The following is a 12748-nucleotide window of genomic DNA, read 5'->3' on the forward strand; positions in this document are numbered from 1 at the left end:
AGCTATTTTTCTCGTTATTTTTGAATAATTTGCACCTCTTTAACTTTAAGGCTTGGGAATAAGAATAATTAATTAACCTTTTCCTGATATATATAAGGAGCTTAAACACTAATTTCAAACAAATCCAAATTGTTTTTAAAACGAATATCAATACTCAATTACAAGAATTTTTCAGACGCTTCCTTCGAATTTGACCTCAAAATCAATTGTTTCGTGGGTAAAAACGGTATTGGAAAAACCAACATACTCGACGCTATTTATCATTTGGCCAATGGTAAAAGTTATTTCAATCCGTTAGCGGTGCAAAATATCAAACATGGCGAAGAGTTTTTTGTAGTCGATGGCGAGTTCGAAAAAAATGACCGTTCCGAGCAAATTCTCTGCAGTTTGAAAAAAGGCCAAAAAAAAATCCTCAAACGCAACAGCAAAGTCTACGAAAAATTTTCCGACCATATTGGTTTTATTCCGTTGGTCATCATTTCTCCAGCCGATAGAGATTTAATCATCGAAGGTAGCGAAACGCGACGTAAATTTATGGACAGCGTGATTTCGCAATTGGATAACACTTACTTACAAAAACTCATTCAATACCAAAAAATCATCAGCCAACGCAATGCTTTGTTGAAGTATTTCGCCTTAAACCATGTGTTTGAAAAAGACACTTTAAGCATCTATAATGAGCAGTTGGATAATTTGGGGAAAACTATTTTCGACAAAAGACAAAAGTTTCTGGAAGAATTTATTCCGATATTTAACCAATACCACCAAGACATTACCAACTCTGCCGAATCCGTGCAATTGGTTTACCAAAGTGATTTATTCGAAAAAGACACTTTGACTTTATTAGAAGAAAATCTCAGCAAAGATCGAGCTTTACAATACACTTCTGTTGGTGTTCACAAAGACGATTTGTCATTCGAAATTGACCATTATCCGATTAAAAAGTTTGGTTCTCAAGGCCAACAAAAATCTTTTCTTATCGCTTTGAAGTTGGCCCAATTCGATTTTGTCAAAAAACAAAGCGGCGAAAAACCAATCCTGCTTTTTGATGATATTTTTGACAAACTGGATGAATTTCGCGTTAGTAAGATTATAGAAATGGTCAACAACGAAGAATTCGGGCAATTATTTATCTCGGATACACATCCGGAACGAACGGAAAACATAGTAAAAACAACCCATCAGAGTTACAAAATATTTAACTTATAATGTTACACTATTTTGTAATTTAGCTAAAAAATTGCAAGACATGAAAACCAAATTATTTTCTCTATTATTATTGAGTTTCCTATTCATAAGCTGTCAAGGACAACCAAGTAAAAATATTCAAACATTAGCGCCTAAAGCTTACGCTGAAAAGCTAAAAACTACTGAAAAACCTCAATTACTTGATGTTAGAACGCCGCAAGAATATAGCGTTGAACACCTTGAAAATGCGACCAATGTCAATATAAACAATAATGATTTCGTCTCGAAAGCGGCTGGATTTGACAAAACCAAACCAATTTTCGTGTATTGCAAAGTAGGCGGAAGAAGCGCACAAGCAGCAGATAAATTAGCTGAAATGGGTTTCAAAGAGATTTACAATTTAGAAGGCGGCATCATGAAATGGACCGCTAACGACCTGCCTAAGTCTTCGCAAAGCTCTACCAGTGCCAAAGCCGGAATGACTTCGGACGATTATCAAAAACTGATCACATCCGACAAAAAAGTCCTGATCAATTTCACTGCGGTATGGTGTGGTCCTTGCCAAAAAATGAAACCTTATGTATTGAAATTACAAGACGAACTGAAAGACCAAATTAAAATTGTACGAGTAGATGCCGATGAGAATAAAACCTTAACCGAGGAAATGAAAATTGATGGTTTACCTACCGTTATTATATACGAGAACGGAAAAGAAGTATGGAGAAATGCAGGCTATATCTCCGAAGAAGAACTTAGAAAACACTTGTAATATGATAACCAAAGATACCCTCCTGTTTCTGGAAGATTTAATCGCAAACAACAATACCGATTGGATGCATGCCAATAAAAAAAGGTATGAAAACTATAAAAAAGACTATCATAATTACATTGCTTTGCTTTTGGCAGAAATGAAACCATTGGACAAAACTTTAGAACCGTTGGAAGTCAAAAATTGTACGTTTCGCATCAATCGCGACATTCGTTTTTCTAAAGACAAATCGCCTTATAAAACCAACATGGGCGTATGGTTTACCCAAAATAAATTCCAAAAAAACAGTCCTGGCTACTATGTACATTTCGAAAAAGGAAATTCCTTTATCGCCGGTGGTGTTTGGTGTCCGGAACCCAATGAATTAAAAAAAATACGCAAAGAAATCGCTTTTTTTAATGAAGATTTAGAAGCTATTGTCAATGATAAAACTTTCAAATCAACATTTGCAACACTGACACGCGACGATAACAATACCTTAAAAAAAGCACCCAAAGATTTCGACCCAAATCATCCAGCCATTGAATTTTTAAAACTGAAAAGTTATACGGCTTCAACTAAAATTGATGATGCTCTTTTTACTGACAAAGATTTCAGCAAAATAGTAGCGCAAAAATTAATCGCTTTAAAACCAATGAACGACTTTTTACGTAGAGCTTTAGAGACTGAAGACTAAATCAATGACAAAAAAAAGAATACTGTTTTTGGGTGAAACTTATCGCGCCGATGCTGTTACTTGGATGAATGGACTCCGAGATTTTGGCGACTTCGAAATTGTCACTTGGGAATTGCAAACCAAAAGCTACGGAATTTACAGATTGATTCGAATACTTGAGTTGACCAAAGCATTTTTCACCATAAAAAGCATCGTCAAAAAATTCAATGCTGATATGGTCATTGCGGAGCGAACCACTAGTTATGGATACCTGGCAGCTTTGTGTGGCATTAAACCCATAGCCATTGCCCAACAAGGCATAACCGATTTATGGCCGGTGAATTCCCTATCCTATCCGTTCAAAAAAATCATTCAAAAATATGCTTATAACAAAGCCGATTTAATTCATGCTTGGGGAACTGTAATGGCCAATCATATGATTGAAAGTGGTGTCGACATGTCGAAAGTGATGATTTTACCCAAAGGCATTAATCTCAATTTTTTTCAGTTCAATGAGGCGCATGACAACCAAAAAATCAACGCCATTATAACGCGTTCGCTAAATCCGGAATACCAACATGATTTGATTTTAAAAGCTTTTGCATTGCTGAAGCAAAAAAACATTCCTTTTAATCTTGTAATCATTGGTGATGGTATCGAATTGAAAAAACTACAATCTTTAGCCAAAGAATTGAATATAGAAAAGGAAGTTGACTTTATGGGCAGAATTGACAATAATGATATTCCAACCTATTTACAAAAATCCAATTTCTACATCAGTATGCCAACCACAGAAGGTGTTTCGGCTTCTCTATTTGAAGCTATGGCCTGTGGTTGTTTCCCAATTGTAAGTGATTTACCCGGCAATCGTCATTGGATAGAACAAAAAATTAACGGAATACTTGTACCTTCCGAAAATGCTGTTAAATTAGCGGAAGAATTAGAGTGGGCTTTTCTCCATACAGATTTAACTAAACTAGCTATTTTAGCCAACAGAGCGTTTGTTGAAGAGAATGCCAACTACGAAAAAAACATGAAAAAAATTGCCTTGAAATACCACGATTTGATTACAACTAAATCCGCCACTATTTAGTTATATGTGCGGCATAAACGGAATTCTACATTTAAACTATAAACCGGTTGACGAAAATCAATTGGTTAAAATGCGTGATGTCCTGGAACATCGTGGTCCGGATGACAAAGGCATTTATCTCAACAACAATATAGGCTTAGGTCATAGAAGGCTTTCCATTATTGATACTTCAACAGCCGGACATCAACCATTTATATCTGAAAACGGAAGATACATCATCGTCTTTAATGGCGAAATTTACAATTACCAATCTTTTTATCCCGAATTAAAAAGCAAAGGAATCACTTTAAAATCAGGCTCTGACACAGAAGTCCTACTTAGGCTCTTTGAATTATATGGTATGGAAATGCTACATCGCTTGAACGGGATGTTTGCCTTCGCTATTTGGGACACTTTAGAAAAAAAACTATCGCTTTGCAGAGATCGAATGGGTGTAAAACCTTTGTATTACGCCATTCACCAAAACACTTTATTTTTTGCCTCAGAACAAAAAGCGCTTTTTACCGCCGGTGTTCCTTTAGAAATTTCGGAAAACGGTATGGAAGAATATGTTTTCAATCGTTTTGTTGCCGGTGAAAACACTTTGTATAATCATGTGAAAAAGTTGCTCCCAGGACATTATATGGTTATTGAGGAAAACGGCAAAAGCACGACTAACAGATGGTGGAATTTAAAAGAACAAATCCAAAACCACAGCCCAATTATCCATCCGAAAAAATGGTTTGAAGAAACTTTCTTTGATTCGGTAAAACTGCGCATGGTGAGTGATGTTCCTGTTGGTGTTCTACTCAGTGGCGGATTAGACTCCTGCTCGATTCTATCGGCTTTATACCATCAAAATTTTAAGAATATTGAGGCTTTCAATATCAGTTTTTCGGAAGCCGAACACAATGAATTTCATTTGGCCAAAAAAATCACGGAAGAGTACCAATATATTTTGAATCATACCCAATTGGAGAATGACAATTTGTACCAAAATTTATTTGAAACCACTTATTTCCAAGACGAACCGATAATGCACCTCAACGAACCGCATTTATTGGCCATCGCTAAATTGGCAAAGCCAAAAGTAAAAGTGCTGCTTTCCGGTGAAGGTGCCGACGAATTGATGGGTGGTTATGTACGTTACAAAGCCTTGAAAAATCCTTCTTTGCTAAAAGTCATTTCACAAATTTCGAAGTTTGAAACCTTTAATAAAAAACCGCGCTACGACAAATTGTTCCGTTATTCCAAGATCAACAGCGATGCGGATTTAGTGATTTTCAATGGTTCTAATGTCTATCCTGAAGATATTAATTTGTTTTATGGCAATAAGAACAAACCCGAAAATGCCTATCGCCATCAGATTTTACAAGAAGCGCAAGAGTTGTATCCAAAAGACTTACAACGTCAAGCCTTGTATTTTGACCAACACACTTATTTGTGTTCGTTATTAGACCGAAACGACCGTTGCACTATGGGAAGTTCGATTGAATGTCGCGAACCGTTTTTAGACCCAAGATTAGTCGCCGGTTTAGGAACACTTGACAGCAAATGGATGTTCACCGGTAAAAAAGGAAAGTTCATTCTCAAAACTACGATGAAAGATAAACTTCCTAAAGAAATCATCGATTTCAGAAAGATTGGTTTGAGCGCGCCATGGGGAAAATACTTGACTGAATATCCTATTTTTAAAGAAGAACTGAACAGTTTTGCCAAAAGCGAGATGTTTGATATGCCTTTTTTGGAAAACATCAACGGTAGTAAAATTGTCAGTGAAATTCAAAAAGGAAACACCAAAATTATTCCTTATATAATGCCACTTTTCATGTTCCATGTTTGGCAAAAAAACTACCAAAAGAAATTCGTTTAAAATGATGGATTGTTTACTTTTGTAAACCATTAAGTCGATTTAAATGATGCCAATCCAGACCAATTTCTCCCTAAAAAAATACAATACTTTTGGCATTGAAGCCAAAGCCCAACAATTCATTGCAGTCCACACGGTAGCTGAATTAAAAACCGTTCTAAATGAAAACCAAAACCAAAAGAAATTCATTCTCGGCGGCGGAAGCAATATGTTGTTAACCCAAGACATTCAAGCCTTAGTGATTCATATCGATTTAAAAGGAAAAAGAATCCTCAAAGAAGACGATGATTTCGTTTGGGTAGAAAGTATGGCGGGTGAAAATTGGCATGAATTTGTACTTTGGACCATCGACCAAAACTTTGGCGGATTGGAGAATATGTCTTTAATTCCAGGGAATGTTGGAACAACTCCGGTGCAAAACATTGGCGCTTACGGTACCGAAATCAAAGATACTTTTGTATCGTGTGAAGCCGTTAATATTGCTACGCAAAGCCTCAAAACTTTCAACAAAGAAGAATGTCATTTTGGCTACCGAGAAAGCGTATTCAAACACGAAGCCAAAGACCAATTCGTCATTACTTCTGTCGTTTTCAAATTAACGAAACGCAATCATAAAATAAATACCTCCTACGGCGATATTACTAAGGAATTAGAAAAGCAAAACGTTGTTGTACCAACATTGAAAGATGTTTCCAATGCCGTAATTGCCATTCGCCAAAGCAAATTGCCGGATCCAAAAGAACTAGGCAACAGCGGTAGTTTTTTCAAAAACCCAATTATTTCAAAAGTGGATTATGAAAAAGCACATGCTTTACATCCCGATATGCCTCATTATGTGGTTTCTGAAACCGAAGTCAAAGTACCGGCCGGTTGGTTGATTGAACGCGCAGGGTTTAAAGGAAAACGTTTTGGTGATGCCGGAATTCATAAGAATCAAGCATTGGTTTTAGTGAATTATGGCAACGCAACCGGTCAAGAAATTTTGGCTGTTTCCAAAGACATTCAAGCCACTATTTTAAAAGAATTCGGCATTGCAATTGAAGCTGAAGTGAATGTGATTTAAAATGAAAACTATTCTGGAAACCAATCGTTGTTACCTCCGAGAATTAACTGTTATTGATGCTCAACATTTCTATGATTTGAATACCGATCAAGAAGTTATCAAATACACCGGTGATAAGGCTTTCACCAATGTGACTGAAGCCAAATCATTCTTGGAAAATTACAGTCAATATGAACTTTACGGATACGGTCGTTGGGCTGTAATTGTCAAATCAAATAATGAATTCATAGGTTGGTGTGGCTTGAAATATTCACCGGATTTAGACGAAGTCGATTTGGGTTTTCGCTTCTTTAGAAAATATTGGAACCAAGGTTACGCTACCGAAACCGCAAAAGCTTGTATCGATTATGGTTTCCATCATTTGCAACTCACTAAAATAGTCGGAAGAGCAATGGAACTGAATGTAGCTTCGGTCAAAGTTTTAGAAAAAACAGGCATGACATTCGTTGGCAAATTCAACTTTGATTTACACGAAGGTGTTTTATACCAAATTCAAAATAAAAAGTAATTATGTACATTCCTGAACTTTATAAAAACGAAAATCAAGAAGACATTCAAAACTTCCTTCATCAAAATGGATTTGCAATTTTGGTTAATCAAACCGATGGCAAATTGTGGGCAACGCATACGCCGTTGATTTTAGAAACCAATTTTGAAGGAAAACAGATTTTAGTCGGACACATCTCTAAACTCAATCCGCAAGCGGAAAGTTTTAAAACCAATAATGAAGTGTTGGCTATTTTTTCGGGTGCACATACTTATATTTCTTCTTCATGGTATGACCATGAAAATGTACCCACATGGAATTATCTCGCCATACATATTTACGGAAAAGTAACGGTTTACAACGACGAACAAGCCGTAGATTTTCTAAAAAAGTTAGTTGATAAATATGAAGCTAAATCCGAAAACCCGGTTCGTGTCGAAAATTTATCCGAAAAAACGATGCGCGAAGCTCAAGGCATTGTCGCTTTCGAAATTGAAATTACAGCGATAGAAGCCCAAAAGAAATTATCGCAAAATCGTGACGATAAGAACTACCAAAACATCATCACCGAATTAGAAAAAACCAATGACAATCAAGCCATTGATATTGCCAAGGAAATGAAAAAGAATCGCTAGGAATTTGTTAAAATTCCTTTGATTATTGCGGTTAGAATAACTACATTTGCAACCCTTTTTAAAGTCAAAAAAAGCCTATGTTACTAACTCTATTCTGTCTATTCATCGCCGTAGTTGTTATTCAGTTCTTGTATTATATTGTAATATTTGGCAAATTTTCTTTTGCTAAGCCACAGACTGCTACACCGAAAAGAGTTCCAATTTCGATTATTGTTTGCGCCAAAAACGAAGAAGAAAACGTAAAAAAGTTTGTCCCGCTTTTAGCCGAACAAAACTACCACACTTTCGAAATCGTTTTGATTGACGATGCTTCCAGCGACAACACCTTGGAGATTTTTGAAGAGTTTGAAAAACAATATGACAACGTAAAATTGGTCAAAGTAGAAAACAACGAAGCGTTTTGGGGCAACAAAAAATTCGCTTTAACCCTTGGTATCAAAGCGGCAAAATACGAATACTTATTATTCACTGATGCTGATTGTTATCCAACATCGAAAGACTGGATTACGAGTATGAGTTCGCAATTCACGGCTCAAAAGAATATCGTTTTGGGTTATGGTGCGTATGAAAAAATAGCCAATTCCTTTTTAAATAAAATCATTCGTTTTGAAACTTTACTAACGGCAACACAATATTTTGCTTGGGCTAAAATAGGGAAACCTTACATGGGCGTTGGTCGTAATATGGCTTACAAACGAGAAGAGTTTTTCAAAGTGCGTGGTTTTATGGATCATATGAAATTGCGTTCGGGTGATGATGATTTGTTTATCAATCAAGCCGCAACAGCAGAAAACACAGCGGTTTGTTACCTACCAGACAGTTTCACTTATTCAGAACCGAAAACTTCTTTTAAAGAATGGTTTACCCAAAAACGTCGTCACGTATCGACAGCAAAACACTATAAAATGTTTGACCGAAACCAATTGAGTATTTTTTACGCTTCGCAATTGCTCTTTCTGTTGTTACCAATAGTATTGTTGGCCTTCCAATTTCAATGGATTGCTGTGGTTAGTATTATTGGTTTCCGATATTTATTTGCTTGGTTGGCAATGGGATTTGCCGCCGGTAAATTAAAAGAAAAGGATGTGATGTATTGGTTCCCCATTATTGAAATTGTTCTAATTTTCACGCAATTGAATGTGTTTATCACCAATACTTTCTCAAAACCGGTTCATTGGAAATAAACAAATACATAGAGAAAGCTAAGAAAGGTGACCAAGTAGCGTTTACCTTTTTGCTCGACCATTATTGGAACGAAGTGTATGGCTTTATGTTGAAACGTACGGAAAACGAAACCGATTCGGAAGACATTACCATAGAAACTTTCTCTAAAGCTTTTGACAAAATTTCGACTTACAATCCCGAATTTCAATTCAACACTTGGTTGATTGCCATTGCCAAAAACGTGCACATTGATATGCTTCGTAAAAAGAGATCGACTGTTTTTGTGGAAATCACGGATGAAGAAGACCAACAAGCTTACAATGTTGCCGACAGTTCTCCTTCAGCAGAAGACGAATTGATTACCGAACAAAACCTGTCTCGCCTACTCCAATTCATCAAAGAATTGAAACCACATTACCAAGAAGTAATTCAACTTCGTTATTTTCAGGAAATGAGTTATCAGGAAATTGCCGAACAGCTGAACGAACCGTTAAGTAACGTTAAAATCAAATTGCTTCGCGCCAAAAAACTATTGGCAGAAATCATCGAAAGCAAAAGATAGTCCACTTTTTTAATTTATTTTTTTAAGTCTTCCCAACCTTTTAGGGAAATACAATCTCTATATAAATAAATATTTAACATTATTTATACTATTTTGATATTTCCTGCGTTATAACATTAAACATCTTGCTTATGTAGTATAAATACTTAACTCTAAAACCATATAATTATGTCAAACGTTAGTATTTATGAAAAAAACTGGATCGATCTGGTTTTTGAAGGCAAAAACAAAGCCTATGGCGCTTACCAATTACGCCAAGAAAATTCCAAAACTTCATTAATAGCTTTTTTAAGTGGCATCACCTTTTTTTGCGGCGCAATTGGCTTAGGTTTATTCCTAACTTCATTCGGAGATATCCCAACTCCATCACCAATCGATGAAGATATAGTAATACGAGTAGACAATTTTACTTATCCGCCTAAGAAAAACGAGGAACCTAAAAAAGACGTTGTAGCACCACTTATTGAAGACGAGCCAACACAAAAGATAGAATCGAAAGATTTAGTTGATCCAATCATTGTGAAATCGAATGACAATCCAGATGATATTACCAAAAATGTTGATCTAAGCAAAAATAACGACGATCCAAATCCGAATGGTGGTGATACAAAAGGAACCGTAATATCTACAACTACCGGCGGCACATCTACCGGAACCAGTACTGATGGTGACGGCGAAAGTAAAGGCAACGGCATCAATACCACCAATGAATTAGACAAACTTCCTTTGTATCCGGGCGGAATGAAAAGATTCTACGAATATGTAGTCAATAACTTTAACCGTCCTGAAATTGAAGAAGATGGAGAAGTAACTTTAAGTGTTATTATGTCATTTGTGATAGAAAAAGACGGTTCGCTAACCGATATCAAAGCCGTGAGAAGTACCGACTATAAGCTGGAAAAAGAAGCCATTCGACTTTTAAAAGCCTCGAAAGTAAAATGGTCTCCGGGAATAAAAGACGGAAAACCAGTGAGAACCTTATTCATGTTACCCATAAAAGTTAAACTTTAATTCCTTTAAACCGCCTCCAGCCCGAGGCGGTTTTTTGTTAACAAAAGTTGGAAAGATTAACAGCGATTTAGACTTTTAGGGTTTTAATTTCGATTAAATATTGGTATTATTGCAATTATGAAGATGACCCTGATTTCTTTTTTTATAAGCACACTATTATACTTTTCCAGTCCAATAACCCAAATAAATAATTATTTCACGGTTTCTAAGGACAATAAAGATAGTACTTTGATTACCGTTCCGTTTAATGTTAAATTTGGCATTGTATCGGAAGAGTACCTCAGTGAAAAAAAAATAAAAATAGATTCGTTTTACAATAAGTTTATCAATTCCCCTTACTATAGCGGCAGTTTTTTAGTGGCCAAAAACGGTCGCATCATTTATGAAGATTACACAGGTTTTTCTAATGCTAAAACCGGAAAGAAAATTGATGCTAATACTGCAATTCATTTGGCATCCGTAAGCAAAGTACTGACTGCTACAGCCATCTTAAAATTGGTACAAGAAAACAATTTAATGCTCGACCAAAAAGTAACCGATTGGATTCCGAAATTCCCTTATAAGAATGTAACTATCCGAACGTTGTTGAATCACCGTAGCGGTTTGCCTCACTATTCCAACTTCCCGAGCATCATGAAAAAAGCTTGGAACAAAAAAAAGGTACTGACCAATAAAGATATTTTAGATTTGATGGTGAAGCAAAAATTCAAACCCATTTTTGCCCATAATGCGCGGTTTGATTATTGCAATACCAACTATGTGATTTTGGCCCTAATCATCGAGAGAGCTACCGGTCAAAACTATCGAGATGCTATGCAAACACTTATTTTTAAACCACTTGGCATGAAAAACACCTTTGTATTCAATTATGAAACCGACAGAGATACTGTTTCTAAATCATACAGAGCGAGTACTATTTTCCCTTGGGACCAATATGACAATTTGTATGGTGACAAAAACGTTTATTCTACACCAAGAGATTTGGTAAAATTTGATTTAGCCACTTATTCACCCGATTTTATCAAGCCTGAATTACTGCAAGAAGCTTATTATGGTTACAGTGCTGCTAACGTGCCAAATGCTATTAAAGACTATGGTTTGGGAATGCGCATGCGTTATTTGGCCAATAAAGAAAAATTAGTTTACCACAACGGTTGGTGGCATGGCAATAATACTTCGTTTGTTCCGGTGAAAAAGGATACTGTGACAATTATCTGTTTGGGGAATAAATATTCCAACAGACCATATGCTACTTTAAATATGGCCAGCAATCTATTCTTTAAAAAAAATGTTGAGGAAATTCCGATGCCGGCTGAACTCGAAATCAAAGAATAAAATTTAGATTTTTATTTCGTTCACCAAATAAATTCCGTCTTCTTTAATCTCGATGCGTTTTTCTTTGTAAAGTGCGCCAATGGCTTTCTTAAACGTTTTTTTGCTCATCTTCAACACGGTTTTAATGTCTTCGGGATGACTGTTATCGGTTAATCTTAAAAAGCCTCGACTCGCTCTTAATTCGAATAGGATTTTTTCGGCATTCGGTTCCACATTACTGTACCCGAATTTATTTAAAGTAACGTCAATTTTGTTATCAGGACGAATATTTTTAATGTAACCTGTCAATCTATCACCTAATCTAAGGTCTTCATAAACTTGGTCTTTGTACAACAAACCTTTGTGGATATCATTGATAATAACATTGATTCCCAACTCAGTAATGTGAGAAATAATTAAATCGACTTCATCGCCAACCGCAACCGTTAAATTTTCATTATTCAAAAACTGATTGGTCTTGCTCGAAGCCATTATTCTATTGGTCTTTTCATCAATAAAGGCAAATACCAAATACCTTTTTCCTTTTTCCATTGGGCGTGCTTGTTCTTTGAACGGAACAAACAAATCTTTTTCTAAACCCCAATCGAGGAAAGCGCCAAATTGGTTGGTATAATTTACGCGTAACACCCCAAATTCATCCATCAAAATATAGGGTTCCAAAGTTGTGGCCACCGGTCGTTCTTCATGGTCAAGGTAAACAAACACTATGATTTCATCCCCAATAGTATATTCTTTAGGAACATATTTCACCGGTAACAACACATCGGCTGTGCCATTGGTTAAAAAAAGTCCTACTTTGGTTTCACGTGCAATGGTAAGTGTATTATAATGGCCTATTTTCATTTTGACTGCTTGTAATTTTTTCTTTTGCAAAGATAGGGAAATTAGAAACTTGAATTTGTATAATAAAAAAATGTAGTTTTACTAAGTGTAACAA

General features: G+C 35.9%; 13 protein-coding genes. 12 read left to right on the forward strand and 1 reads right to left on the reverse strand.

Features of this window, described 5'->3' with window-relative positions; translation table 11 throughout:
• The first annotated feature begins 129 nt into the window (after positions 1 to 129).
• From recF to B3C16_RS10375, 12 genes are all read left to right on the forward strand, one after another.
• A complete protein-coding gene (recF, locus tag B3C16_RS10320) occupies positions 130 to 1209 on the forward strand; it encodes a DNA replication/repair protein RecF (protein ID WP_291131413.1) in 1080 nt (359 codons plus the stop codon).
• 40 nt (positions 1210 to 1249) lie between these two features.
• The gene (locus tag B3C16_RS10325) at positions 1250 to 1957 is read left to right on the forward strand and encodes a thioredoxin domain-containing protein (protein WP_291131415.1); all 708 of its coding nucleotides are present in this window, start codon (positions 1250 to 1252) and stop codon (positions 1955 to 1957) included.
• Position 1958: 1 nt separating this feature from the next.
• Positions 1959 to 2633 (forward strand): DUF2461 domain-containing protein, encoded by a 675-nt coding sequence (locus tag B3C16_RS10330; protein WP_291131417.1) that lies wholly within the window; start codon positions 1959 to 1961, stop codon positions 2631 to 2633.
• A gap of 4 nt (positions 2634 to 2637) precedes the next feature.
• Positions 2638 to 3705: a glycosyltransferase gene (locus B3C16_RS10335; RefSeq protein WP_291131419.1), complete on the forward strand. Its 1068-nt coding sequence runs from the start codon at positions 2638 to 2640 to the stop codon at positions 3703 to 3705.
• 4 nt (positions 3706 to 3709) lie between these two features.
• Positions 3710 to 5557, forward strand: coding sequence for an asparagine synthase (glutamine-hydrolyzing) (gene asnB / locus B3C16_RS10340; RefSeq protein WP_291131421.1), 1848 nt, complete (start codon positions 3710 to 3712; stop codon positions 5555 to 5557).
• Positions 5558 to 5603: 46 nt separating this feature from the next.
• Entirely contained in the window at positions 5604 to 6617 is a 1014-nt protein-coding gene (gene murB / locus B3C16_RS10345) for a UDP-N-acetylmuramate dehydrogenase (RefSeq protein WP_121315017.1), read from the forward strand.
• Position 6618: 1 nt separating this feature from the next.
• Complete coding sequence (locus B3C16_RS10350) at positions 6619 to 7125, forward strand: GNAT family N-acetyltransferase (RefSeq protein WP_121313205.1); 507 nt, start codon at positions 6619 to 6621, stop codon at positions 7123 to 7125.
• Between the two features lie 2 nt (positions 7126 to 7127).
• Entirely contained in the window at positions 7128 to 7739 is a 612-nt protein-coding gene (locus B3C16_RS10355; RefSeq protein WP_291131424.1) for an FMN-binding negative transcriptional regulator, read from the forward strand.
• A gap of 77 nt (positions 7740 to 7816) precedes the next feature.
• Positions 7817 to 8923 carry a glycosyltransferase gene (locus tag B3C16_RS10360; protein ID WP_121313202.1) on the forward strand — a complete coding sequence of 369 codons (1107 nt, stop codon included), beginning with the start codon at positions 7817 to 7819 and terminating at the stop codon, positions 8921 to 8923.
• A complete protein-coding gene (locus B3C16_RS10365) occupies positions 8914 to 9465 on the forward strand; it encodes an RNA polymerase sigma factor (RefSeq protein ID WP_121313201.1) in 552 nt (183 codons plus the stop codon). The genes B3C16_RS10360 and B3C16_RS10365 overlap by 10 nt, the downstream gene beginning before the upstream one ends.
• Positions 9466 to 9633: 168 nt before the next feature.
• On the forward strand, positions 9634 to 10476 hold the full coding sequence (locus B3C16_RS10370; protein WP_121313200.1) for an energy transducer TonB: 843 nt from the start codon (positions 9634 to 9636) through the stop codon (positions 10474 to 10476).
• 117 nt (positions 10477 to 10593) lie between these two features.
• Positions 10594 to 11811, forward strand: a complete 1218-nt coding sequence (locus tag B3C16_RS10375) for a serine hydrolase domain-containing protein (RefSeq protein WP_291131427.1) — start codon at positions 10594 to 10596, stop codon at positions 11809 to 11811.
• A 3-nt stretch (positions 11812 to 11814) separates the two neighbouring features.
• Here the strand turns inward: B3C16_RS10375 and B3C16_RS10380 are convergent, their stop codons facing one another.
• Complete coding sequence (locus B3C16_RS10380; RefSeq protein ID WP_121313198.1) at positions 11815 to 12654, reverse strand: CvfB family protein; 840 nt, start codon at positions 12652 to 12654, stop codon at positions 11815 to 11817.
• Positions 12655 to 12748: the final 94 nt, after the last annotated feature.

The sequence above is a fragment of the Flavobacterium sp. UBA7682 genome, assembly GCF_002482945.1.
Classification (GTDB): domain Bacteria; phylum Bacteroidota; class Bacteroidia; order Flavobacteriales; family Flavobacteriaceae; genus Flavobacterium.

Excerpts from the sequence above, each read along its gene's own strand:
- B3C16_RS10370 (WP_121313200.1), top strand. The coding sequence starts at position 9,634 with ATGTCAAACGTTAGTATTTATGAAAAAAACTGGATCGATCTGGTTTTT.
- B3C16_RS10350 (WP_121313205.1), top strand. The coding sequence starts at position 6,619 with ATGAAAACTATTCTGGAAACCAATCGTTGTTACCTCCGAGAATTAACT.
- B3C16_RS10360 (WP_121313202.1), top strand. The coding sequence starts at position 7,817 with ATGTTACTAACTCTATTCTGTCTATTCATCGCCGTAGTTGTTATTCAG.
- B3C16_RS10380 (WP_121313198.1), bottom strand. The coding sequence starts at position 12,654 with ATGAAAATAGGCCATTATAATACACTTACCATTGCACGTGAAACCAAA.
- B3C16_RS10325 (WP_291131415.1), top strand. The coding sequence starts at position 1,250 with ATGAAAACCAAATTATTTTCTCTATTATTATTGAGTTTCCTATTCATA.
- B3C16_RS10375 (WP_291131427.1), top strand. The coding sequence starts at position 10,594 with ATGAAGATGACCCTGATTTCTTTTTTTATAAGCACACTATTATACTTT.
- B3C16_RS10330 (WP_291131417.1), top strand. The coding sequence starts at position 1,959 with ATGATAACCAAAGATACCCTCCTGTTTCTGGAAGATTTAATCGCAAAC.
- asnB (WP_291131421.1), top strand. The coding sequence starts at position 3,710 with ATGTGCGGCATAAACGGAATTCTACATTTAAACTATAAACCGGTTGAC.
- murB (WP_121315017.1), top strand. The coding sequence starts at position 5,604 with ATGCCAATCCAGACCAATTTCTCCCTAAAAAAATACAATACTTTTGGC.
- B3C16_RS10335 (WP_291131419.1), top strand. The coding sequence starts at position 2,638 with ATGACAAAAAAAAGAATACTGTTTTTGGGTGAAACTTATCGCGCCGAT.
- B3C16_RS10355 (WP_291131424.1), top strand. The coding sequence starts at position 7,128 with ATGTACATTCCTGAACTTTATAAAAACGAAAATCAAGAAGACATTCAA.